This is a genomic window from Ralstonia flaminis (assembly GCF_958415495.1).
GTDB classification, from domain to species: Bacteria; Pseudomonadota; Gammaproteobacteria; order Burkholderiales; family Burkholderiaceae; genus Ralstonia; species Ralstonia flaminis.
Genome location: NZ_CATZLL010000001.1, coordinates 436,206 through 459,161 on the forward strand (window position 1 = coordinate 436,206; position 22,956 = coordinate 459,161).

Genomic DNA, 22,956 nt, shown 5'->3' on the forward strand with positions numbered 1-22,956 from the left:
CGGTAGCGAGCGGCTGACGGAAGAAGCCGCCAGTGTGTCCGAATCCGCCCGATCGTGCAGACGGCGCGAAAACCCGCGCCGAGGAAGGGAATAGCGCGCTGGCTTAGGCCTGCCAGGCGATGAGGTGCGTGTACGCGGTCACCAGCACGATGATGCCGAAGATGATCCGGTACCACGCAAAGCCACGGAAATCGTGCGTGGCAATGAACTTCAGCAGCCAGCGCACGCAGAAGAATGCCGAGATGAACGCGGCCACAAAACCCACCGCGAAGATCGACAGATCATCCGCCGACAGCAGCGCACGCGACTTGTACAGCTCGTACACCGTCGCGCCAAAGATCACGGGAATCGCCAGGAAGAACGAGAACTCGGTGGCCACCTTGCGCGACAGGCCGAACAGCAGGCCGCCGATGATGGTCGAGCCCGAGCGCGACGTGCCCGGAATCAGCGCGAAGCACTGCGCAAAACCCACCTTGATGGCGTCAGAAATGCGCAGGTCGTCGAGTGTTTCGATGCGCGGCGCACCGGCCTTGGCGGCCTGGAGCAGCGCATTGGCACGCGGGTCGTGCGTCTCGCCGCGATGGCGCTCGCGCCATTCGGCCCACAGGATCACGAAGCCGCCGATGATGAACGCCGACGCCACCACGATCGGGTTGAACAGATGCGCCTTGATCGCCTTGCCGAAAATCAGCGCGAGCGTGATCGCGGGAATCGTCGCCACGATCACGTTGATGGCGAAGCGCTGTTGGCGTGGGTCGCTGGGCAAGCCCTTTACGACCTCGATGATCTTGTGGCGAAACTCCCAGCACACCGCCAGGATGGCGCCGAACTGGATCACGATTTCAAAGATCTTGCCCTTCTCGTCATTGAAGTCGAGCAACTGGCCGGCCAGGATCAGGTGGCCCGTGCTGGAGATAGGAAGAAACTCGGTCAAACCTTCGACGACACCGAGAATCAGCGCTTTGATGACGAGTGCAATGTCCATGCAGTAAGCAGAGGAGGAGAAAAAAGACGAGGCGCCGGGCGTGCTGCGTACAACAGCAAATGCTTCAAGGCCGCTTGGCCTGAACGTGCACACCTTCGGGCAAAACCGTGATTGTACCGGGCTCTACAGCGATGCCGGCCACTTTCAACTGCTCCGGCTTGAACGTGTAGACCGCGTAGTCGTTAAGCAGTTGGCCCGCGATCAATGAGCCGATGGCGCTGATCTGCTGTCCCAATCCACCAGGCACGTTCTGCAGATCGAAGCGGTCGACACTGGGTTGATCCAAGCGAATCGAACGCGTGGGCGCGTCGTAGTGCAAACCGCTGGAGATGGCCAGTGGCCCGGTCAACGGCTGGCGCAGCAGGCCGCTTTCCACGCTCGCATCCGCCTGGATGGCGATACGGTTGCGTGCGGCGTCCAGCGAAATCTGCGGGTTGGTCAGCGTAACGTCGAAGAAGCCCAGAAAGCGCCGCTGAAACGGAAACTTGCGCGCCAGCGCTTCCTGCATCTGGTTGCGGGAGAAGGTATAGCCGCCTCCCGTCCAGCCGGTGGGCATGCAGGCCACCAGCACAACGGCCACAACCGCAGCGACAGCGGCTGCGCCAGCCCACCAGCGGAAACGGTTCGAGCGCGCGGCAAGTTTCGTGGAATCGGTCATGAACGATCAATGCGCCGCAGTGGCGATCTCGAGTTGGGTCAGGAACTGCATGGCGTGCACTGCCGTGGCGCCGCACATGTCGGGTTCGGGCTGCAGGCTGCCGCACACGGCCGGACGCTCCGGGTGGCCGAAGATGCGGCAGCGGTTGGTGCCATCCAGCTGCGCACAGCGCACACCGGCCGGCTTGCCGTCCGGCATGCCGGGAATCGGGCTGGAGATGGAGGGCGCGACGCAACACGCACCACACTGGGGTCGGCAGTCCATGGCCGTCCTAGTCAACGAAATGGTTCGGAAAGCCGCTATTGTGCACCAGCACATTCGAGGCCCAATCTGATTGACCATTCCGATGTCACTTGACCCACCCTCGCGCCATGCGTACATTAATGACCGAAAAGTAAGTTATCCGTGAGTCAGTGACCAACGTGCATTGGCTGACACCACTTTTGCAGTTGCTGCCGTGACAGATCGAGAACCCGAGTCTTCCGCCAAACGATGGACCCGCCGCAAGGAAGCCCGCCCACAGGAGTTGGTGGCGGCGGCGCTCAACCTGTTCGTAGCGCGCGGCTATGCGGCTACGCGGCTGGAAGACGTGGCCTCGGCAGCCGGCGTGTCCAAGGGCACGGTCTATCTGTACTTCGCCAACAAGGAAGAACTATTCAAGGCCGTGGTGCAGGAAAACCTGCTGCCCGCCCTGGCCGAGGGCGAAGCCCTGATCGACACGTTTGAAGGCTCCACCGAAGCGCTTCTGCACGAAATCCTGATGGGCTGGTGGGAGCTGATTGGCGAATCGCCGGCCTCTGGCCTGACCAAGCTGCTGATGGCCGAATCGGGCAACTTTCCCGATCTGGCGCAGTACTACAACGAAGAGGTCATCGAACGCTGCGACCGCCTGTTTGCGCGCATCCTGGCACGCGGCGTGGCCCAGGGTGAATTCCGCGAAACCGATGTGGACCTGACCACGCTGGCGCTGACTGCCCCGATGCTCTTCCTGATGATGTGGAAGCATTCGTTCGGCCCGTGCGCCTCCAAGGTGCTGGAGCCCAAGGCATTCATCACACATGTGGTGGCGCTGGTGCTGCATGGTCTGTTGCGCAATCCGGTGCCTGGCGCTGTGATTCCGCCGCCACCTCCGCTCACGGCGCAGCCATGGCGCACCCCGTCCGATGTCAATGGTGATGCCAACGGGGGCACCAAGTCGTGAGGTTCTCTGCCGGAATGTCCTCCGGACTTGCTAAAATGCCGGGTTTGTCGCCAAACCCTCATCCGCATTACGCGCTCCACATGGAAGGCATGCCCATGGACATCGAAAAATCCCGGTTCAACATGATCGAGCAGCAAATCCGTCCGTGGGACGTGCTCGACACCGACGTGCTCGACCTACTCACCGTCGTCAAACGCGAACACTATGTGCCCGAGGCTTATCGCGCACTGGCCTTCGTCGACATGGAAATCCCGCTGGCCGGCGGCCAGAACATGCTGGCCCCGCGCGTGGAAGCCCGCGTGCTGCAGGAGCTGGCCGTGCGCAAGCATGAAGACGTGCTGGAGATCGGCGCGGGCTCCGGCTACATGGCTGCCCTGCTGGCCCACCGCGGCCGCCAGGTCACCACGCTGGACATCGTGCCCGAGCTGATCGCCTTTGCCCGCAGCAACCTCTCTCGCAACGGCGTGACCAATGTCGACGTGGTCGAAGCCAGCGGCGCGCAAGGCTGGGGCCACGACCTGTATGACGTGATCTGCGTCTCAGGCTCCGTGCCGGCCGTGCCGGAAGCCCTGCTCAAGCAGCTCAAGGTGGGTGGCCGCCTCGCGATCTTCGTGGGCGGCGCGCCGGTCATGGAAGCGCAGCTCATCACGCGCATCTCCAACACCGAATACCAGACGCGCAACCTGTTCGAGACCTACGTGACGCCGCTGGTGGGCGTGTCCGCACCCTCGCAGTTCCGCTTCTGATCCACTTCGGCCAACCCCAATCAAACATGCAACAGCTCGCCCCCTCCGCCCTCGCCCAATGGCTCGCAGACGCATCGCGCGCGAAGCCCGTCCTGCTCGACGTGCGCTGGGCTGAAGAGGTGGAGATCTGCGCCCTGCCTGGCATCACACACATTCCGATGAATGAGATCCAGGTGCGTGCCGGCGAGCTGCAAGCTGACCAAGACATCGTCTGCATCTGCCACCACGGCGGACGCAGCGCGCAGGTTGCGCAGTATCTGATCGTGCATGCCGGCTTTGATCCGGCTCGCGTCTACAACCTGCAAGGCGGCGTCCATGCCTGGGCCAACCAGGTGGACCCGCAGATGGCGACGTACTGATTGGGGAAGCCGCCGCCGGGCACGAGAACCCACTGAGTCTGCTTACGCTCCGACTCGTGTGAACAGGTTCTGACGCGCCCGCGCTGCCTTCCGACGTTTTCCTCGTCCGGGGGCTTTATGAGTGTTGCTCGCAGTCACCGCGCGCGGTTTGCCGTGCGCGGTTCGCTTGTTGTGCTGTGCTGGTCGATGACGCCGCTGCTGGCGTGGGCGCAAACGCCTACGCCGGAAGTACCGGCCGCGACCGATCTTCTCTCCGCTTACCGCGCCGCACTGGCCAACGATCCGCAGTTCGCATCGGCCCGCGCGCAATCGCTCGCGCAGCGCGAAAAACTCACGCAGGGTCGTGCCGGCCTGCTTCCGCAGATTGGCGGTGCATGGAGCTCGACGCGCATCATCTTCGATCAGAACGCGCCGGTCGATTTCAACAAGACCTTCTCGTCGACGGGCTGGACGCTGTCGCTCTCGCAACCGCTGTTCCGCTGGGATCGCTGGGAGACCTACAAGCAAGGCGAGATTGCCGCGCAAGCCGCCGAGGCCTCGCTCGCGCAGGCGCAGCTCGATCTCATCACGCGTACGGCGCAGGCCTACTTCGACGTGCTCAACGCGCAAGACACGCTGCAGCTTGCCACCGCGCAGCGCGACGCCATCCAGCAACAGTACGAGCAGGCACGCCGCAACTTTGACGTCGGCAACGCCAACATCACCGATGCCAACGACGCGCAAGCGCGGCGCGATTCCATCGATGCAACCGTCATTGCCGCGCGCAGTGACCTTGAAGTCAAACAGTCAGCACTCAAGCAGATCGTCGGCGAGCCGGTCGGCACGCTGGCTGGCGTGCGTACGGGCGTGGCGCTGCCGCAGCCGGAACCGGCAACCCCCGAGCCCTGGGTAGACCAGGCACGCAGCGGCAACCTGCAGGTAGCGCTCGCTCAGTACAACCTGCAGAGTGCCGAGCGCGACGTGAAGAAGGCCAACGCCGGCCACCTACCCTCCGTCGACCTCGTCGCGCAAACGGGTCATACCAACGCGAGCGGCAACCAGTACATTCCGTCGCTGCCGGGCGGCGCGCGCTTTGAGAGTTCGCAGATCGGCGTGCAGGTGTCGATTCCGATCTTCGCAGGCGGCGCGATCCAGTCGCGCGTGCGCGAGAACATCGCGCTGGAGACCAAAGCTGCGAGCGACCTTGAGTACGCCCGCCGCGCTGCGGAACAAGGCGCGCGGCAAGCGTATATCGGCGTGATTGCGGGGCTGGCGCAGGTGAAGGCGCTGGAGGCGGCTGAACTGTCGGCGCGTACAGCGTACGACTCCAACCTGCTCGCTTATGGCGTGGGCGTGCGCATCGGCACCGACGTGCTGAATGCGCAAGCGCAACTGTTTCAGGCGCGGCGCGATCTGGCTCGCGCACGCTACGACACCATCGTCAACGGCCTGCGGCTGAAATCTGCCGCCGGCTCGCTCAACGAGGCCGATGTGATTCAGGTGAACACGCTGCTCACGGCGAACGGGTCGAGCGACATCACCGCCCTGCCGCCACGCGCCGCCAAGCCCGCATTGGCAAAATCGGCACCTACCGCGGCCAAACCCGCCAAGCGCTGATCAGTGGTTCTGGCCGCTCGGCGCCGGCGCTGGCGCCGTCAGTGGCCGCTCTGCAAACTGCAGCAGCGCGCCGCTGGCAGTCTTCCAGATCACCTGGCGGCCTTGGCGCCCTGAAGCCGACGGCTGCATGCCGACAGTCGCCAGCGGCGATTTCAACGCTTCCAGGAAAGCCGTCTCCAACTCCATGCGCGCTGGGTCACACGCCATGCGTGTCGATGCGAGGTTACCGAAGCGCATGCCCGAGACAAGCTTCTCGTACGGACCGGTAAAGCGGTTGCAGCCCGAGTAACCCGACACAACGCCGTTGGCAGCTTCCAGGCCTGCGCTAAATTCGATGGCGATCGGCTGTGCGGTCGGATCGGCACCCTCTTCCTCCGCCGACGGCAGTTCCTTGGGCGCCGCCCCCGGCTCTTGCCAGCGCACCAGCACGAAGCGTGAGCGGCCTTCACCTTGCGCCTGGGTCAATGTGGCCTGACCGGGGTTGGGCGCGGCGCTGGCGGGGGCAGGGTTGGCTTCAGGCACCGATGCTGCCTGCGCGACAGGCGCTGAAGCCGTTGGGCTGGCCATGGCCGACGCGGGCTTGCCGGTGGGCGCGGGCGTCATACAGCCGGCGCCAATGATGCTGGCAGCCGTCAGCACGGCCAAGGCCGCTGCCGTCAACACCACACGGCGCGGCGTCTGCAGCAGGCTTGGCTTGGGACGATTCGATTGAGACATGAACGGGTCGTGAACAGTGACGAATGCAAACTACAGCAAACTGCGCAAAGAGCCGTTAGTCTGCGCCACGCGGATTGAGTTCGCAGTTTTCGTACCGAACATGGCTTGCGCGTTACAGCGTCGGCAAAACAAGCGATGCCACCGCCTCCACAGTGCGCGCTGTCGCCCCACCATGCGTGGCAGCGAAGGCCAGCGCGGCGCGTGATGCGGTCTCGCGCGCATCGGCGTCGGACAGCCACGTATCGATCACGCGCATCACCGCTGCCGCATCGTCCACCTGTATGCAGGCACCTGCGGCCACAGCATCGCGCGTGGCCTGTGCAAAGTTGAACGTGTGCGGACCGATGACCACCGGCGTGCCCACAGCACATGCCTCGATCAGGTTCTGCCCGCCCAGCGGCAACAGGCTGCCGCCAATGAAGGCGGCCTCGGCGGCGGCGTAGTACAGCGCCATCTCGCCCATCGAATCGCCAAGCAGGACATCCGCTTCACCCAAACCGGTGTCGTTGGCCATGCCGGCAGCCGAGACCGTCATCGCGCTGCGACGCGCAACACGCAAGCCCACGCGTTCCGCAAGCTGCGCCACTTCATCAAAGCGCTGCGGATGGCGCGGCACAAGGATCAACAGCGGATGCCGACGCCCGGCATGCTGTGCGCGATGGGCCTGCCAAGCATCCAGCAGCAACGCCTCTTCCCCTTCGCGCGTGCTGGCGGCCACCCAGGCCACACGCCCATACGGCCTGTGCAGGGCTTCGCGCAGTACGCGGCCCGCCATGATCTGGTCGACATGCGGGGTGATGTCGAACTTCAGGTTGCCCGTCACGCGCACGCGCGGCACACCGAGCGAGCGATAGCGATCAGCATCGTCCGGGGTCTGCGCCAGCACTGCGGCCAACTGTGCATACGTCTCGCGCGCGGCATCGCCCAAGCGCGCAGTGCGGCGGTGGCTGCGCGCCGACAGGCGCCCGTTGACGAGCACCATCGGCACGCCGGCGGCGTAGGCACGTTCGATCAACACCGGCCAGATCTCCGTCTCCATCAACAAGCCGAGACGCGGCTGGAAGTGGCGCAGGAACCGGTCGACCGCCCCAGTCAGGTCATACGGCAGATAGGCCTGGATGACGCGGCCATTGCGTTGCGCGGCGAATTCGGCGCCCGTGCGGCGGCCGGTCGGCGTCATGTGCGTGAGCAGCACCGCATGGTGCGGAAAACGCGCGAGCAGCGCATCGATGAGCGGCTGCGCGGCGCGCGTCTCACCCACCGACACGGCATGCACCCACAGCAGCGGGCGATCAGGATTCGCACGTGAAGGATAGAACCCGAGTCGCTCGCCAACGTGCTGGCGATAACCGGGCTCCTTACGGCCCCGCCACCACAGGCGCAGCAGTGCGAGAGGCAGCGCAATGCGCCACAGCAGGCGATACAGAAAGCGCAGCATCAGAGCACACCCAGCGCGCGCAGCGCATCAAGCGCCTGCGCGCTGGTGGGATGGGCCTCGGCGCTGCCGAGGTCATGCACGTTGGGCGTCCAGTAGCCGCCCGTGCGCCACGACGTCGTAAAGTTGTAGAGCGCCACCGTAGGCTTGCACAGCGCGGCGGCAATATGCACGAGCCCCGTGTCCACGCCCACCACGGCCGTTGCCTGATTGAGGAACGCGGTCACATCCGGCAACGACATCCGCGGTGGAATCACCACACGCCGCACCGTGCCCGGCACCGCCGCGATGATGGCTTCACGAATGGCTTCGCTGGTGCGGCGCTCGGTCTCGCTGCCCCACGGCAGAGCAATCGCGTAGTCACGTGCGAGCAGCTCGCGTGCGACATCTACCCAGGCCGCCTGCGGCCAACCCTTGTCAGCGCGCGAGGTCGCATGCACCAGTGCAACGTATGGGCGCGGCATCGCAAACGGCAAGTCCGACGACGGCTGCAGACCAAAATCAATCGACGCGGGCAGCGTGTAGCCAAGCGCCTCGGCCACCATGCGGCGCGAGCGCTCGACCACGTGCACGCGCGGTTCCATCTCGATCTTGCGTTGATAGAACAGCTTGGCGAGCGGCTCGTAACCCGCGCCATCGGTACGGTTTCCAAAGCCGGCAACAAAGCCGCTTGGGGTCAGCCTGGCCTGCGCCGCAACCAGCGCGGTCTTGATGAGGCCCTGCGTATCGAGCACCGCGTCATACGGCTTGGCGCGCAGCGCGCGGCGAAAGGCCGCCATCTCGCCCCACGTTTTTCCGGAACCCAGCGACTTGCGCCAACGGCGCAGCGCAAACGGAATCACGCCCTGCACACCGCGCACGATACGCACGATGCCCGCAAAACCTTCTTCGACGACCCAGTCGATCTCGGCATCCGGATACGCGCGCAAAATATCGGCCACGACCGGCGTGCAATGCACCACATCGCCAAGCGACGATACCTTGACGATCAGCACACGCATGCCGCCATCCTTTCCCCCAACTTCATGAGTGCAGGCCGTGCGATCAGAACGGCAGTTGCGCGTCCGGCTTCTCGGCCAGGATCGCGCTGCGGAACTGCGCCTGGATGCGCGCCATGGCGGCATCGTTGTCGGCCTCGAACCGCATCACCACAACCGGCGTGGTGTTGGACGGGCGGGCCAGACCGAAGCCGTCTTCGTACTCCACGCGCACGCCGTCGATGCGATTGACTTCCTTCGCACCCGCAAACGTGGCATTGGCCTTGATCTTGTCGAGCAGCGTGAAGGCTTCACCCTCGGCACATTTCAGTTGCAGCTCCGGCGTGCAGTGCGAGTTCGGCAACGCATTAAGCGTGGCGCTAGGATCCGACAGGCGCGAGACGATCTCCAGCAGGCGCGCGCCCGTGTACAGACCGTCGTCAAAACCGTACCAGCGGTCCTTGAAGAAGATGTGGCCGCTCATCTCGCCAGCCAGTGGTGCACCGGTTTCCTTCAGCTTGGCCTTCACCAGCGAATGGCCGGTCTTCCACATCGTGGCCTTGCCGCCGTGCTCGCGGATGAACGGTGCCAGCTTGCCCGTGCACTTCACGTCGAAGATGATTTCGCCACCCGGATTGCGCGACAGCACTTCCTGCGCGAACAGCATCAGTTGGCGGTCGGGGAAGATCACCTGGCCGTCCTTGGTGACCACGCCCAGGCGGTCGCCATCGCCATCAAAGGCGAGGCCGAGTTCGCAATCGGTTGTCTGCAGCGTGCGCACGAGATCCTGCAGGTTCTCGACGTGCGCCGGGTCCGGGTGGTGGTTCGGGAAGTGGCCATCCACCTCACAGAACAGCTCCGTCACCTCGCAGCCCATCGCGCGGAAAAGCTCCGGCGCAAAGGCACCAGCCACACCGTTGCCGCAGTCCACGGCAATCTTCATCGGACGGGTCAGCTTGACGTCCGACACGATGCGGTCGATGTACTGTTGGCGGATATCCACCTGAACGTAGCTGCCAGCGCCTTCAGTGAAGTCGCCCTGCTCGATGCGCGTACGCAGCGCTTGGATCTGTTCACCGTAGATGGCCTGGCCTGCCAGCACCATCTTGAAGCCGTTGTAGTCGGGCGGGTTGTGGCTGCCGGTGACCATCACGCCTGAAGTTGCACGGCGGCCCGCCAACTCGATGTTCGTACCGAAGTAGACCATTGGCGTGGCAACCAAGCCGAGGTCGATCACGTCGACGCCGCTTGCGCGCAGGCCGTCTGCCAGCGCTGCCAGCAGCTCGGGGCCCGACAGACGACCATCGCGGCCGATCACCACGACCGATTCGCCCTTGGCACGTGCTGCAGAGCCGAATGCTTGGCCGATCAGGCGAGCGGTTTCGGCATCGAGTGTCTTACCGATGATGCCGCGGATGTCGTAGGCTTTGAAGATGGTGGGGTGAATGGATTGCATAGACCGTATGGGAATTCAAGGCACGGCCGACATTGTAAGCCGAGGTGACAAATGGCCTTAGGATCGCCCGCTGACGATAAGATCAACTTCCGCGCCAGCCTAGCTATCGATGTATCGCAAAATGCACATCACCCAAAAACCAGATAGCGGCAAGTTACAATGCGCTCCTGCAATCAATAAGGCCTCTTTAGCCCCAAACATGACGGTAACTCCCTTAGAAGAGCGAACCCCCACCGCCGATGTGATGCGCGCGTTGCGCAACTCGGGAAAGTGGATCCTCCTAGCCGGTGTCATTGGCACCGCCGCGGGGCTGCTGGCATCGGTAGTCATGCCGTCTCGCTGGACCGCCAAGCTGACAATCCAAATCGGGCAAGTCGCTATGGCCAGTACAAACGGGGTTCCGACCAAGCTGCCCATCGAGAATCAGCTAACAGCAGCAGAGCGCTTCAACCAGCCAAGCTTCCGCCTTGATGTTCTCAAGGCCCTGGGACTCCCTCAACCGGATACGGGAAACAAGGAGTCCGACTTAGCCTTCGACTCCCTGAGGGCGTCTGCGGAGCGCAGCCCAGACCTGATTACGGTACAGGCGTCGGGCTACTCGAGAGAAAGCGCACTTACAGTTGTTGACGCTGCATTCAATAGCTTCTCTGCAACACATCGCAAGCTCTTCGAGCAGTCGACGGAAACGTCTCAGAGCGAACTAACTCGGGCGCGGAACAGCTTGACGGCTGCCGAAACCGAGTACCGCAATGCAATTGCCGCACTTAAGTCTGGCTATGCCCCTGGAGCAAGTGCCGCGAACAATGCACGTGACATCCTAGTTTCCAATACGGTGTCTCTGCTTCGCGCCCAAGTGAGCGACCTTCAACAACAAGTCAACGCTTACCAAGACGCATTGGGGCCTGTGCAAAGTTACCCGACACGTGCCATGACGGCAGCGTATGTGCCAGAACGCCCAAGCACCCCGAGCAGGACCACGTGGACACTTGGTGGCGCCATCCTCGGCCTGATTGTAGGTGTGATACTAGCGTTGCTGCGCGACTCACTTAAGAGCGACTGAGGTACAAAAAAGCCCGGATTTCCGGGCATCTTTTTACCTGCTTCCTGAACACAAAGCTGTGGCAATGCCTAAGCAGCAGCCTCATCAGAGGGCAGCGCATTGATCTGCGGCTCATAGCCGTGAACATAAGCTCGCAGGACCTCTTTGATTGACGCCTCATCGCTTCGCTTGGCTGCAGAACGCATTTTCGCAAGTGCCGGCGCAAACTCTGACCACGGAACATAGTCCTCACGTGCCTTCATGATGCGTTCATGGATGGTGCCTTCAGGATTGTCCCCAATGAGCAGTTCTTCGTAGAGCTTCTCTCCCGGGCGCAAACCAGTGATCTTGATGGCGATATCACCACCCGGATGATCGTCGTCGCGCAAGGCCAGACCCGCGAGCTGCACCATCCGACGTGCCAGATCCATGATCTTGACGGGCTGCCCCATATCAAGGACAAACACTTCGCCGCCATGCGCCATAGCACCTGCCTGTAACACAAGTTGTGCGGCCTCAGGAATGGTCATGAAGTAGCGTGTGACCTCAGGGTGCGTCACGGTGAGAGGCCCGCCCTCCAGCAACTGTCGGCGAAACAGCGGTACAACACTGCCACTGCTGCCCAGCACGTTGCCGAAACGTACCATTGCAAATACCGTTTTGTTCAAGGTAGCCGTGCGCGCCGTGCCATCGAGCACCCCGAAATCAATGGACTCAGCCGCAGAAAGCGCCTGTAGCACTAACTCCGCCATGCGCTTTGAAGCGCCCATCACATTTGTCGGGCGTACGGCTTTGTCGGTGGAGACAAGTACAAAATACTCGGCCCCGCTTTCCATGGCGGCGCGCGCCACGCTGAGCGTTCCGAAAACATTGTTCAGCACACCCTCTGACGGATTGCACTCCACGAGCGGCACATGTTTGTAGGCAGCAGCGTGATACACCGTAGCGGGTCGGTGTGCCTGGCAAATCTCACGCATGCGATCAAGGTTACCTACGCTAGCCAGCAGCGGCACGACTTCGATTGCTAACCGGTTCTCAATACACAGGCCTTCAAGCTCACGGTGAATTGAATACAGCCCGAACTCATTGTGCTCAACCAGAACGAGCTTGCGTGGGCGCTCCAACACGATTTGCCGGCAAAGCTCGCTGCCGATGCTGCCGCCGGCCCCCGTCACCAGAACCGTTTTATTGCTGAGGTTACGAGCCAGCAGGGCCTCATCGGGCGGGACAGGCGCACGCCCCAAGAGGTCCTCCACATCCAGTTCCTGAATATCGCGCACTGTCACGCGCCCTGAAGCCAGATCAACCATGCCCGGCAGCGTACGCACATGCACGGGCAGCTCGCGTAGTTTGGCGATAATGGCGTTGCGACGAGATCGCCCCAATGAAGGAACCGCCAGCAGAATATCGGTGACCCCCATACGCTCGACGGCGTCGGCAACATCATCCTGCCCGATGATGTCCATACCGTTGATCGTGCGGCCAACCTTGGTGGGATCATCATCGATGAAGCCAAGCAGCACGAACTCACGGGCTACACCCAACGCAGATGCGGTCTGCACCCCAGCCTCCCCCGCACCGTAGATCAGCAGCCTTCCGATTCCGTGGTACGACTTGCCCGACTGGCCGGCCAGCCAGAACCGCGCCATCGCTCGACTCATGCTCACCAGCAAGAGGAACAGAATTGGCTGAATCAGGCCGACACTTCGTGGCACGCCATCCCACTTGAACGCGAGAATGACGATGAAGAACAGTGCCCCATAGATACCGATGGCCTTCGCGGTGCTCGCCAGTGCAGCCATCCCCGTGTAGCGAAAGATCGCCCGATACAGGCCAAAGCGCACGAACAACGGAAACGCCAACAGTGGTGCAAGCAGATACACGTACTTCTGCTGCATCTGCGGCAAGCCGGTTTGATCAATTCGCAGATAAAAGGCAACCCACACCGTGATCAGCGACAGCAGCAGATCGAGCGCAACGACCAAGGATCGCTTGGTCGGCCGCGACAGTGCAAGCAAAGGACTCATCAACTTGTTCACCGGGTTGCCCGTCCCAGTATGTCGTTCAACACAGCGCAGGTTTTTGCGATCTCAGCATCGGTCAAGGTCGGGTGCACCAAGAACATAACGCTGGCCTCACCCAGAGAGTGCGCGATAGGCAACGGTGCATCCGGGCGCCAGCCTGTCCCGTCAAAGGCTTTCTCAAGGTAGACCTCCGAGCAGGAACCCTGATAGCTCGGGACACCCGCTGCGTGGATCTCCTCAATGATGCGATCGCGCGTCCAACCTTCAGCCAACTGTTGTGGCTCGACATAGACATAGCACTTGTAATGCGCATGCGTGCTGCTAGCAGGAACATCAGGCACGCGCACGACCGCATGCTGACGGCAAGTTTCCCAGATTGCTTCCGCGTGAGAGGTGCGGCGCTTGGTCCAGTCCGCCATGCGACGCAGTTGAATGCGACCGATCACAGCCTGCATTTCGAGCATGCGCCAGTTGGTACCAAAGCTTTCATGCAGCCAACGGAAACCCGGCGGATGCTGACGCTCGTACACAGCCTCATAGCTCTTGCCATGGTCCTTGAACGACCACATGGTGCGCCAAAGCGATTCATCATTGGTTGTGACCATGCCACCCTCGCCGCCCGTGGTCATGATCTTGTCCTGACAAAAGCTCCATGCGCCAATATGGCCGATCGAGCCAACATTGCGACCTCGATATTTTGCGCCGTGCGCCTGCGCACAGTCTTCGATCACTTTGAAGCCATGCTGGTCTGCCAGCGCCATGATTGGATCCATGTCGCACGGCCATCCGGCCAAATGCACGCAGATCACGGCCTTGGTGCGCGGCGTAAGCACACGGGCGATGGTCTGTGCCGACAGGTTCCCGCTATCTGCTTCGACATCGGCAAATACCGGGGTCGCACCCGCGTTGACCACAGTGGAAATGCTGGCGATGAAGGTGCGTGGCGTCACCACGACTTCATCACCCGGTCCAATATTTAGCGCCTTGAGAGCGAGGTCTAGTGCCAGCGTGCCATTGGATAGGGCAACGGCATAGCGGGTCCCTGCCCACTCGGCAAATTCCTTCTCGAATTCACGGCATTCCGTGCCCGTCCAATAGTTGACCTTGTTGGACATCAGCACACGCTGGACCGCGTCAGACTCCTCAGGAGTGAAGCTCGGCCACGGAGAAAAAGGGGTATTTAGCATAGATACGCCAACAATCGAAGGGTTACAAAGTTCGCGTCTGGGCGGCACTCAGCCCCGCGAGATCGGTTTGGCAGGACACCCCACCACCGTTGATCCATCCACCACTGTGCTCACCACCACCGCGCCTGCGCCGACCATCACACTCGAGCCGATGTGGGTTCCTTGGCGCGCAATTGCGCCGACTCCCACCCAACTGCAGTCGCCAACCGTCACGTTTCCAGAAAGATGCGCACCTGGACCGATATGAATCCCGCAGCCCAGCACACAGTCGTGATCGACGGTCGCACCCGTATTCACAATGGCGGCATCACCGATGATCGCATCAACGTTAACAACCGCATTGGCCATTACAACGGAACCAGGGCCAAGCCGTGCGTATGCACTGACGCACGCGCGCGGATGCACCACCGTGGCTATGGCTGCGCCAGCCTCTTGCAGGCTTTGCTGCTTGCGCCAGCGCGCCTCGCAGCTGCCGATTGATACCAGTACACCGTCGAATTCGCGAATGCGCGTAAGTAACACAGCCGTATCGCCAACGACGGGCCAATGGCCGTTCCTCTCAAGACCAGGCCATGCGTCATCGAAAAACACGATGTCCTGCCAACCCGCAATCAATGCAGCGTCGGCCACCACCTTCCCGTGCCCGCTCGCACCCAGCAACGCAAGCCGTTTCATGGCTTGTTTCCGGTGAACTTTGACATGGTGGCCTCTCCGTCTGCGCTGATGCCTTCACGCACGAGCACCTTGCGCACCGTCAGCCACAGAATTTTGATATCCAGCCAGAGCGAGCGGTTGTCGACGTACCAGACGTCCAAGCGGAACTTGTCGTCCCAGCTGAGAGCATTTCGCCCATTGACCTGGGCCCAACCGGTAACGCCTGGGCGCGCCTCATGCCGGCGAGCCTGCTCGGCGGAATAGAGCGGCAGATACTCCATCAGCAAAGGACGCGGCCCCACGAGGCTCATGTCTCCCTTAACGACATTCCAAAGCTCCGGCAATTCATCCAGGCTAGTCGAGCGCAAAAATCGCCCAAACGACGTCAGCCGCTCCGCATCTGGCAATAACTCGCCATCAGCGCCGCGCGCGTCCGTCATTGTGCGGAATTTCACCATCTCGAAAGGCTTGCCGTGCAAACCAGGGCGCTGCTGCCGGAAAAACACAGGGCTGCCCAGTTTGCGACGAATTGCCCAAACCAACAGCAAAAACGGTATCAGAAGTGCCGCCAATGCGAGCGTGGCGACGACAAAGTCAAAGATGCGCTTCATTGATAGCGTCCGAATTTTGCCAAGATGTGGCGGCAACCAGCTCGGCTAACCTGCAGTTGCTCGCTCATTCCGCCCCCTTGCTCTCGTGAGACGCCAGCGGTGGTTTTTGGGCCGTGGTAGGTGCGACCCGCTCCAATGTATGCAGCCAGAGATCCGCCAGAAGGGCGCGATCAAAATCACGCTCCGCCAGGGCCCGCGCCCGCTGCCCCATCGCTTTCAATGCGGTCCGATCATCGGCGGCACGTTCCAAGGCATCTGCAAAAGCAGCAGGATTATCTGGTGGCACGGCAAAGCCGCACGCCTGCGTCGCGATCATCTCCGCGAGCCACCCGGGATAGTTGTTGACGACCGGCAGCCCCGCTGCAATGTAGTCGAAGAACTTGTTGGGCGAAGTGCCGAAGTAGAACGCCGGAACGTTTGCAAGCACCTGCAAGCCAACGTCTGTCGAGGCCATCAGGCCAGCCAGTTTGCCCTTGTTCACGGCGGCGTGGAACACAACATTGTCGAGTTGCTCACGTTGCGCACGTGCCTCCAACGCAGATTTGAGCTTGCCCTGCCCGATCAGTACGATCTTGATATCCGTCCGGCCGCGCCGCTTGAGTTCGGCAGCAGTATCGAGCACCGCATCCAGACCATTCGCCATGCCGTGTGTTCCGGCAAATACCGCCATCAGATCACTTGGCAGCACGCCCTGCGGTCGCCATGGTTCTGCGGGCGAATCAAAGATGGCCAAGTCACAGCCGTTCGGGACCATGGTGATGCTATCTTTCGACACCCCACGGTGGGCAATGCCCTCGACAATGCCAGGGGACAAGCCGATCAGACGATGCGCCGACCGATAGCTCGCCCATTCGAGTACACCCATTGCCCAGAGGACAACGGGATTGCGAATGACCCCCATCGCACGCGGCAACTCAGGCCACAAGTCACGCACCTCGAAGACAAAAGGCTTGCCTCGGAGCCAGCGCGCGAAGATTCCTGGGATCCCGGCGGTGAGCGGTGTGGTTGTCGCGAAGATGACATCGTATTGCTCACGCAAAGCGAATCCGATGCTGCGCAGCGCAAACTTCAGAAACGTTCCCGTGCGCTTGATGAAACCATCGCTGTTCGAATAGGCCAGATCAAGCTCGATCACATCGATGCCTTCAACCATGCCCCGCCGCATGCCCTGCTGAAAAGGCATTTCCAGTCCAGTATGCCCGCCCGTGAAGCTGCCGCACACCATGGTGACCGAATGACCTGCCTCAACTAGACGACGCGCCATGGCATAAGAGCGAATGCCGCCTGTACCCCTGGGGGTCACAAAGTGCTGATGGAAATACAAAACTTTCATGTTCACCACTCGTACTCGGAGATCAATGTGCCGCTGCGAACCACCTCGAGCTCCAATACTGGGGTAGCTGTCTTCTCGAGATAGTACAAAGACTCCCATCCCTCAACGAGTTCGCACCGCGCAATCGGAATATCAGCCGACACGCGCAGCCGCTGCCCCCCATCGGCACTGACAGCAACAAAGCTACCGTCGACACTGTTCGACTTAAGTCCCCAGTCACCGGGGGCAAGCCGCCATCGAAGCACGGCGCGATCGTTAAAACCGTCAATGCGATCCCGAATTTGCAGGCGGTTGCCATGCAAGCGCAACGAGCGGTGATGGTGCGCGCCTTGATGGTCTCGATACGCTGCAGCAGTCGTCACGGGATCGATGCCGGTCACGGGCTCCACGGAATCGGTCTTGAGCCAACTGCCAAACAAGAAGCGTGACAGGCGCGGCATCTGGTCGCGGCCGTCAAACTGCACCGTATTGTGGCTCTGCGTACCACCGAAATAACCAAGCCAGCGTGGTTCTGTGTTGTAGCTGAACGTCCCCGCGTCTCGCAGGTGGCTCTTACCAGCAATCCAGAGATCCACGTGCAATGCATCCGCCTGGCTAGGACGAAATCGGAACCGCGGATAACGCAGCAATGCCATGGCTTGCGCATTGCGAATGACCGTAAACCCGCCGTCGTCTGCCTGCAGCACGCCGGGGGGGGGCGCAAGTTCGGCCGCCTCAGGTACGTCAAGCCATGCCAGCATTGCTTGCGCCGGCGCGCACGACGCATAGGCTTGCTGGTTACCAAACAAAGCCATCGCCAGGTGCACACTAGGCCGATAGTCACGATACGGCGCATCGGTGAGTGGCAACAACCGCGCACCGTCATTGGCCCCAACGTTGGGAACATCGCCGGTCGACGGCTGCGTCATGGCGTAAAGCCAGCGGGCCGCAGCCAGCGCTTTTTCGTGCCATGCTGTAGACAACGGAGGACCACCTACGAGACGTTGCCAGACCGCAACCCAACTGAACGTGTCGAGCATCAGTCGATGGTAATTGGCCGAATACTGACTGAACGTACCTTGTAGCCCAATCAAGCGTACAGCACGGTTTTCTAGCCATTTACGCCCGGTCGCAGCCCAACGTGCTGCGCGCGCATCCCCGAACATCGCCAACCACGTACCACCAATGAAGAGCGCGGCGGCTTCCGACGTGCCATGGTTGTTGTCTTGGGCCATCGCGTACTGCACCGTGGGCTCGATCCGCTGCAAGTGCAACGCGACCAGTGCACGCAATGCAGGTTGCGCGTCGTGGATTTGTCCCAGCATTACTGCAGCACAAGACAGATGCATCACCCGAATCGATGCCTCTTGCCCGCACTTCCAGTTCGGACCGACATAAGGTGCATTCTGGCGAATCCAATCGGTCAACCATACGTTGAGCCTCGCCAGTTCCTCGACGCTTCCTTGTCGTGCACGCTGCGCGAATGCAAGCACCCAATCGAAACGCGATGCCTCCCAGATACACTTGATGTCGCCGACTGCGGGATCAAAATCCAGAATCTGCCACCATGGCCGTCCGGGATCAGGTACGCGCGTGCCCGTCATCGGATTGGTGAACCAATCCGGCGGTGCGTCTTGGGTTTTGACCGGCCAGCGGCCGAACCACATCGCCTCATTGCCCCAACCTGAAACCGGAGGCACGTCGACGGGCGAAAGCTTGGTGCCGACAAAGAAAGGCCCCTCGGGCACGTCCGCGTGCAAGCGCCGGACCTTGTTGATGCCCAGGCGCACCCCCGCTCGATAGCCCACGGCCCGTGCGATGTTGGGAAGCCCTAATGCCAGAGCTACCTTGATTGTCGACCAGTGACGCTTCATGTCCCGCTCATCGCTGGCTGCGCAGCAGCTCCGCGAGCTCGATCGTGACCCGCGCAACTTCAAAAATCTCATCTGCCGGAATAGCAGGTGTTCCACTTTCGATGCCGGCCAGGAATGCAGCCGCACACGCATTCTGCCCCTTGTCTTGACGCCAGAGGTTCATCTTGCGGAAGCCCGGCCAGCCATAGCCTGTAAGTTTGCGGAAATTATCCAGTTGCAGAACACGACCCGCAGCGAACACCTCAACGCGCTCTTTGGGGAAGCTCGCCGCACCATTGGCCAAGTACAGGATCGTCCCGAAGGAGCCGTCCGCAAAACCCAGCGTAACTGATGCTTTGTCTTCCGTCACAGCCACGCCAGGGGTATCACCCATGCGCCGCGCCTGAACCGAGACGATCGGACTACCTGCGAGAAAACGCATCAGATCGATGAAGTGGCACGCCTCGCCAACAATGCGCCCGCCACCCACCGCGTTGTCCTGCGTCCAGTGATTCGGAGGAATCGCCCCCGCATTCATCGTCATGATGAACGACTTGGGCTCCTTGACCGCGTTGAGCAGCGACTTCACCTTCTGCACTTGCGGCGAGAAGCGCCGGTTAAAGCCGACCATGATTTGCGGGCCGCCGGCCGGCTTAAGTGCCTGCGCCTCATCGAACGTGCGGCGAACCTCATCCAGCCCAACATGATCAATTGCCAGCGGTTTTTCCACGAAGACATGCTTGCCTGCCGCCAGAGCCTGCGCGACAAACCTGGCATGCGTGTCGTGACGCGTCACGATGGCCACAGTGTTGATTGCGCCATTGGCCAGCATGCCGGAGAGATCCGTGGAGGCCTCTGCAAAGCCGGCCTTCTTGCCATGGATCACGCCATTAATCCCGCCCGCGGTCACGATGCTATGGAACTGTGCACCGGCCGCCTTGAACGCTGGAATCAACATGCGTGAAGCATAGTTGCCGGCGCCGATGAAACCGAGCACGGGCTTCTGCGCGTCGTAGGTGGCGGGATGCCCTCCAAGGGCAACCGTACGCTGTGTGCGCGTTTCGGGAGCCGACTCGTATTGCAGAACGATTCCCAGGGCGGACTTGTCCGTCGTGAGTAGATCGTATGCCTGGGTCGCTGCCTCAAACGCAAAACGATGTGTCACCAGTGGCTTCACGTCGAGCTGGCCGCTGGCCAGCATGTCCAGTACCGCCTCAAAGTTGCGTTGCTCCGTCCAGCGCACGAAACCCAGCGGGTAGTCGTTACCCTTCTCTTCGTAACCAGGATCGTAGCGTCCGGGGCCATAAGAGCAGGACACCTGGAAGCTCAGTTCCTTTTCATAGAAATCGGCCCGATTGAGTTCGAGCCCGGTCACGCCCACCAACACGATGCGACCGCGCTTGCGACACATATGCGCCGCTTGACTCACTGGATCACTTGACTTGGTGGAAGCGGTGATGAGCACCGCATCAACGCCACGCCCCTGCGAAAACGCCATGGCTGCAGCAACCGGATCCTCGCCAGAGCCAGGGTTGCACGTCGCCGCGCCAAAGGCCCTGGCGAGCGCCAACTTGCTCTCGTCGAAGTCGATCCCCAGCACACGGCAGCCGTGCGCTCGTAGCAGTTGGACCGTGGCCAAACCGATCAAGCCAAGGCCGGTCACCACAACAGACTCACCCAATGTTGGTTGAATGAGTCGAATGCCTTGAAGACCAATCGATGCCAGCACTGTGAACGCAGCCGCCTCGCTGTCGACACCATCTGGCACTTTGGCGCACAGATTCTTGCCGACACGCACAACATCGGCGTGCGGCCCATTGGACGCCACGCGGTCACCAAGTGCAAAGCCGGTGACACCTGCTCCTACCTCAAGAACCACGCCGACATTGCAGTAGCCCAACGGCAATGGTTGGTCGAGCTTGCTGCGCACAGCCTCTACCGTGGTCATCAGGCCATCGGTCTTGACCTTGTCGAGGACCATCTTGACCTTCTCCGGCTGCTGGCGCGCCTTGTCGATAAAGGACGCCCTGCCGAAGTCCACCAACATTCGCTCCGTCCCAGCAGAAATCAGGCTATGCGTGGTTCGGATCAATAGCGTACCGGCACTCGCGCGTGGTGCGGGGGCTTCTACCAGCGAGGTTTCACCGGTGCCCATGTTCTGGAGGATCTGTTTCATTGTTCGATCAAGCGATATTCAGTTATACGGGGTAGTGGCCATCGATGTACTGTCGGCACCAAAGCTCCATGCTGACCAGCGCGAAGATCGAGTATGTGCCGTCGACACGTTGCTGCTGATCAGCGCGACGCAGTGCATCGACCGCAGCTGGATCAAAGATGCCTCGACGGCGGATCGATTCGGGCGACAACAGGTCGTCAACCAAGGGCTTGAGACGGGTCTGCAGCCAAGAGCGCAACGGCACGCCAAAACCCGTCTTGGGTCGATAGATCACATCGTGCGGCAGCATGCGTTCCATGGCACGTTTGAAGATCCACTTACCCTCACGGCCACGCTGCTTGTAGTTGACCGGAAGACGTGCAGCAAGCTCGACCAACTCCAGATCCAACAGCGGCACGCGCACTTCCACACCGGCCGCCATGCCCATCTTGTCGGTGTAGTTCAGATTGTGATCTGCGAGGAAATGCTTGCATTCTAGGTACAGCATTTTGTTCAGATCGGCCGTATGCTGCGGCACCTGTCCAAGCGAGGCCAGCAAAGGCTGCGCCAGTGAGGACGGCGTCAGCGTTGCCGCAAAATCGCGGTTCAGTAACCCCAATGCGCGGTCCGGAGTCAGCCACATGAAATAACTGGCCAGACGTTCGGCCGGATCCTTGTCGGCGTACTGCAGTGCCTTCCCCACACGCCGCAGCAGCGGGGACGACACCGGCAACGCGCCACCCGCAGCGGAAAGCAAGCTTCGCGCGGGACGCGGTAGCCACGACCAATAGCGCTCCTGCTGCAACGCAAAATGTCGGCGATACCCGGTGAAGATGTCGTCGCCGCCGGAGCCGGACAGAAGCACGGTAATGCCGTGCTGGCGTGCAAGTTCAGAGATGAACAATGCGTTAAGTGCTGCGGGATCCGCAGTTGGCTCGTCGAGGAAGTAGATCATCTGCGCCAGCCGATCAACCATCTCCGGGCCCACTTCGACCGTGTGCAAGTCCACATTCAGATGCTGAGCCACACGTTGCGCATACGGCAGATCCGCTGCAAACCCTTCGTCAGCCACCGATCCGTCGTTTACGGCAATCGTAAAGCACTGGATTCGGGTGTCTGGCAACGCCTTGCGCGCGCACGCAACCACCGCGCTGGAATCCAGCCCGCCCGATAGGAATGCGCCCACCGGTACGTCCGACAAGAGCTGGCGACGCACAGCCTGCTGAACCTTCTCGGCAACCAGATCGGCCGCCTCGTCCTCCGAAACCGACATGATCGGTTGGTCGTAAGGTAAATCGTAATATCGCCACTGACGAACAATGCGCCCATCTTTAACGATCATTGCGTGGCCCGGTTCGACCTTGCGCACTGCGCGTACCAGAGTCTGCTCCCGGGGCGACCAGAGGTAGCCGAGATGACTGAGCACCGCCTGCGGATCCAGTGCGGTATCGGCCAACCCGGCGCGCAGCAGCACCTTCATCTCGCTGGCAAAGGCGAATCGGCCACCTTCTGCGGTGTAGTACAGCGGCTTAACGCCCAGTTGGTCACGCGCAATGAACAGATACTCCTTGCGCTTGTCCCAGATGGCCAATGCGAAGATGCCATTGAGGCGATTGAGCATCGCCTCCCCGTACTTCTCATAGAGGTACAGGATGACTTCGGTATCCGAATGCCCTCGGAAGACGACACCATCAGCCTTCAACTCGGCTGCGAGTTCGGGCGTGTTATAGATCTCGCCGTTGTAGACGATGACGGTAGCGTCGCTGCGCGTGGCCATCGGCTGATGCCCCGCCTCGGAGAGGTCCTGGATGGCCAGACGGCGATGCGCAAGACCGACCCTGTTTGCTTCAAAAACAACCTGGCCTTCGTCGTCCGGCCCGCGATGCCCCAGCACACTGGCTAAGGCACGAAGATTCATGGCTGCAGGTTCATAGCCGGAGTAGCCAACAATTCCGCACATAGTTCAGATCTCTTTTATTCGAGGAGTGTCG

20 protein-coding genes are annotated in these 22,956 nt (G+C 61.4%); 5 read left to right on the top strand and 15 right to left on the bottom strand.

Going from position 1 to position 22,956, the window contains the following annotated elements:
- Window positions 1-103: 103 nt before the first annotated feature.
- The 3 genes from R2N11_RS02060 to R2N11_RS02070 all read right to left on the bottom strand — a co-directional run bounded on the left by R2N11_RS02060 (window position 104) and on the right by R2N11_RS02070 (window position 1,907).
- Complete coding sequence (locus R2N11_RS02060; RefSeq protein WP_199030335.1) at window positions 104-985, bottom strand: undecaprenyl-diphosphate phosphatase; 882 nt, start codon at window positions 983-985, stop codon at window positions 104-106.
- Between the two features lie 64 nt (window positions 986-1,049).
- Complete coding sequence (locus R2N11_RS02065) at window positions 1,050-1,643, bottom strand: DUF1439 domain-containing protein (RefSeq protein WP_199030336.1); 594 nt, start codon at window positions 1,641-1,643, stop codon at window positions 1,050-1,052.
- A gap of 6 nt (window positions 1,644-1,649) precedes the next feature.
- Window positions 1,650-1,907 carry a YkgJ family cysteine cluster protein gene (locus R2N11_RS02070; RefSeq protein WP_316679939.1) on the bottom strand — a complete coding sequence of 86 codons (258 nt, stop codon included), beginning with the start codon at window positions 1,905-1,907 and terminating at the stop codon, window positions 1,650-1,652.
- Window positions 1,908-2,100: 193 nt separating this feature from the next.
- On the opposite strand from R2N11_RS02070, the gene R2N11_RS02075 reads away from it, so the two are divergent.
- The 4 genes from R2N11_RS02075 to R2N11_RS02090 all read left to right on the top strand — a co-directional run bounded on the left by R2N11_RS02075 (window position 2,101) and on the right by R2N11_RS02090 (window position 5,545).
- A complete protein-coding gene (locus R2N11_RS02075; protein ID WP_199030338.1) occupies window positions 2,101-2,844 on the top strand; it encodes a TetR/AcrR family transcriptional regulator in 744 nt (247 codons plus the stop codon).
- A gap of 95 nt (window positions 2,845-2,939) precedes the next feature.
- The gene (locus tag R2N11_RS02080) at window positions 2,940-3,590 is read left to right on the top strand and encodes a protein-L-isoaspartate O-methyltransferase family protein (RefSeq protein WP_199030344.1); all 651 of its coding nucleotides are present in this window, start codon (window positions 2,940-2,942) and stop codon (window positions 3,588-3,590) included.
- A gap of 26 nt (window positions 3,591-3,616) precedes the next feature.
- Window positions 3,617-3,949, top strand: a complete 333-nt coding sequence (locus R2N11_RS02085) for a rhodanese-like domain-containing protein (RefSeq protein WP_048935108.1) — start codon at window positions 3,617-3,619, stop codon at window positions 3,947-3,949.
- A 117-nt stretch (window positions 3,950-4,066) separates the two neighbouring features.
- Complete coding sequence (locus tag R2N11_RS02090) at window positions 4,067-5,545, top strand: TolC family outer membrane protein (RefSeq protein ID WP_199030339.1); 1,479 nt, start codon at window positions 4,067-4,069, stop codon at window positions 5,543-5,545.
- Here the strand turns inward: R2N11_RS02090 and R2N11_RS02095 are convergent, their stop codons facing one another.
- From R2N11_RS02095 to R2N11_RS02110, 4 genes are all read right to left on the bottom strand, one after another.
- The gene (locus R2N11_RS02095) at window positions 5,546-6,262 is read right to left on the bottom strand and encodes an META domain-containing protein (RefSeq protein ID WP_199030340.1); all 717 of its coding nucleotides are present in this window, start codon (window positions 6,260-6,262) and stop codon (window positions 5,546-5,548) included.
- Between the two features lie 112 nt (window positions 6,263-6,374).
- On the bottom strand, window positions 6,375-7,700 hold the full coding sequence (gene waaA / locus R2N11_RS02100; RefSeq protein WP_316679940.1) for a lipid IV(A) 3-deoxy-D-manno-octulosonic acid transferase: 1,326 nt from the start codon (window positions 7,698-7,700) through the stop codon (window positions 6,375-6,377).
- On the bottom strand, window positions 7,700-8,698 hold the full coding sequence (waaC, locus tag R2N11_RS02105; protein WP_316679941.1) for a lipopolysaccharide heptosyltransferase I: 999 nt from the start codon (window positions 8,696-8,698) through the stop codon (window positions 7,700-7,702). The genes waaA and waaC overlap by 1 nt, the downstream gene beginning before the upstream one ends.
- 43 nt (window positions 8,699-8,741) lie before the next feature.
- Window positions 8,742-10,130, bottom strand: a complete 1,389-nt coding sequence (locus R2N11_RS02110) for a phosphomannomutase/phosphoglucomutase (protein ID WP_316679942.1) — start codon at window positions 10,128-10,130, stop codon at window positions 8,742-8,744.
- A 121-nt stretch (window positions 10,131-10,251) separates the two neighbouring features.
- Between R2N11_RS02110 and R2N11_RS02115 the strand changes: the two genes are divergently transcribed.
- Complete coding sequence (locus R2N11_RS02115) at window positions 10,252-11,190, top strand: GumC domain-containing protein (RefSeq protein WP_316679943.1); 939 nt, start codon at window positions 10,252-10,254, stop codon at window positions 11,188-11,190.
- A gap of 68 nt (window positions 11,191-11,258) precedes the next feature.
- On the opposite strand, the gene R2N11_RS02120 is transcribed toward R2N11_RS02115, so the two are convergent.
- From R2N11_RS02120 to asnB, 8 genes are all read right to left on the bottom strand, one after another.
- A complete protein-coding gene (locus tag R2N11_RS02120; RefSeq protein ID WP_316680030.1) occupies window positions 11,259-13,196 on the bottom strand; it encodes a polysaccharide biosynthesis protein in 1,938 nt (645 codons plus the stop codon).
- Window positions 13,197-13,204: 8 nt separating this feature from the next.
- Window positions 13,205-14,380, bottom strand: coding sequence for a DegT/DnrJ/EryC1/StrS family aminotransferase (locus R2N11_RS02125; protein ID WP_316679944.1), 1,176 nt, complete (start codon window positions 14,378-14,380; stop codon window positions 13,205-13,207).
- Window positions 14,381-14,428: 48 nt separating this feature from the next.
- Window positions 14,429-15,055: an acetyltransferase gene (locus tag R2N11_RS02130; RefSeq protein WP_316679945.1), complete on the bottom strand. Its 627-nt coding sequence runs from the start codon at window positions 15,053-15,055 to the stop codon at window positions 14,429-14,431.
- The gene (locus tag R2N11_RS02135; RefSeq protein WP_316679947.1) at window positions 15,052-15,645 is read right to left on the bottom strand and encodes a sugar transferase; all 594 of its coding nucleotides are present in this window, start codon (window positions 15,643-15,645) and stop codon (window positions 15,052-15,054) included. The genes R2N11_RS02130 and R2N11_RS02135 overlap by 4 nt, the downstream gene beginning before the upstream one ends.
- Window positions 15,646-15,709: 64 nt before the next feature.
- Window positions 15,710-16,978 carry a glycosyltransferase family 4 protein gene (locus R2N11_RS02140; RefSeq protein WP_316679948.1) on the bottom strand — a complete coding sequence of 423 codons (1,269 nt, stop codon included), beginning with the start codon at window positions 16,976-16,978 and terminating at the stop codon, window positions 15,710-15,712.
- Window positions 16,979-16,980: 2 nt separating this feature from the next.
- Window positions 16,981-18,831 carry a heparinase II/III family protein gene (locus R2N11_RS02145; protein WP_316679949.1) on the bottom strand — a complete coding sequence of 617 codons (1,851 nt, stop codon included), beginning with the start codon at window positions 18,829-18,831 and terminating at the stop codon, window positions 16,981-16,983.
- Between the two features lie 7 nt (window positions 18,832-18,838).
- The gene (locus tag R2N11_RS02150) at window positions 18,839-20,986 is read right to left on the bottom strand and encodes a bi-domain-containing oxidoreductase (RefSeq protein ID WP_316679950.1); all 2,148 of its coding nucleotides are present in this window, start codon (window positions 20,984-20,986) and stop codon (window positions 18,839-18,841) included.
- 22 nt (window positions 20,987-21,008) lie between these two features.
- A complete protein-coding gene (asnB, locus tag R2N11_RS02155) occupies window positions 21,009-22,925 on the bottom strand; it encodes an asparagine synthase (glutamine-hydrolyzing) (RefSeq protein ID WP_316679951.1) in 1,917 nt (638 codons plus the stop codon).
- Window positions 22,926-22,956: the final 31 nt, after the last annotated feature.

Excerpts from the sequence above, each read along its gene's own strand:
- R2N11_RS02135 (WP_316679947.1), bottom strand. The coding sequence starts at position 15,645 with ATGAAGCGCATCTTTGACTTTGTCGTCGCCACGCTCGCATTGGCGGCA.
- R2N11_RS02110 (WP_316679942.1), bottom strand. The coding sequence starts at position 10,130 with ATGCAATCCATTCACCCCACCATCTTCAAAGCCTACGACATCCGCGGC.
- waaC (WP_316679941.1), bottom strand. The coding sequence starts at position 8,698 with ATGCGTGTGCTGATCGTCAAGGTATCGTCGCTTGGCGATGTGGTGCAT.
- R2N11_RS02080 (WP_199030344.1), top strand. The coding sequence starts at position 2,940 with ATGGACATCGAAAAATCCCGGTTCAACATGATCGAGCAGCAAATCCGT.
- R2N11_RS02150 (WP_316679950.1), bottom strand. The coding sequence starts at position 20,986 with ATGAAACAGATCCTCCAGAACATGGGCACCGGTGAAACCTCGCTGGTA.
- R2N11_RS02115 (WP_316679943.1), top strand. The coding sequence starts at position 10,252 with ATGCACATCACCCAAAAACCAGATAGCGGCAAGTTACAATGCGCTCCT.
- waaA (WP_316679940.1), bottom strand. The coding sequence starts at position 7,700 with ATGCTGCGCTTTCTGTATCGCCTGCTGTGGCGCATTGCGCTGCCTCTC.
- R2N11_RS02060 (WP_199030335.1), bottom strand. The coding sequence starts at position 985 with ATGGACATTGCACTCGTCATCAAAGCGCTGATTCTCGGTGTCGTCGAA.
- R2N11_RS02090 (WP_199030339.1), top strand. The coding sequence starts at position 4,067 with ATGAGTGTTGCTCGCAGTCACCGCGCGCGGTTTGCCGTGCGCGGTTCG.
- R2N11_RS02095 (WP_199030340.1), bottom strand. The coding sequence starts at position 6,262 with ATGTCTCAATCGAATCGTCCCAAGCCAAGCCTGCTGCAGACGCCGCGC.
- R2N11_RS02145 (WP_316679949.1), bottom strand. The coding sequence starts at position 18,831 with ATGAAGCGTCACTGGTCGACAATCAAGGTAGCTCTGGCATTAGGGCTT.
- R2N11_RS02125 (WP_316679944.1), bottom strand. The coding sequence starts at position 14,380 with ATGCTAAATACCCCTTTTTCTCCGTGGCCGAGCTTCACTCCTGAGGAG.
- R2N11_RS02140 (WP_316679948.1), bottom strand. The coding sequence starts at position 16,978 with ATGAAAGTTTTGTATTTCCATCAGCACTTTGTGACCCCCAGGGGTACA.
- R2N11_RS02120 (WP_316680030.1), bottom strand. The coding sequence starts at position 13,196 with ATGAGTCCTTTGCTTGCACTGTCGCGGCCGACCAAGCGATCCTTGGTC.
- R2N11_RS02065 (WP_199030336.1), bottom strand. The coding sequence starts at position 1,643 with ATGACCGATTCCACGAAACTTGCCGCGCGCTCGAACCGTTTCCGCTGG.
- R2N11_RS02085 (WP_048935108.1), top strand. The coding sequence starts at position 3,617 with ATGCAACAGCTCGCCCCCTCCGCCCTCGCCCAATGGCTCGCAGACGCA.
- R2N11_RS02130 (WP_316679945.1), bottom strand. The coding sequence starts at position 15,055 with ATGAAACGGCTTGCGTTGCTGGGTGCGAGCGGGCACGGGAAGGTGGTG.
- asnB (WP_316679951.1), bottom strand. The coding sequence starts at position 22,925 with ATGTGCGGAATTGTTGGCTACTCCGGCTATGAACCTGCAGCCATGAAT.
- R2N11_RS02070 (WP_316679939.1), bottom strand. The coding sequence starts at position 1,907 with ATGGACTGCCGACCCCAGTGTGGTGCGTGTTGCGTCGCGCCCTCCATC.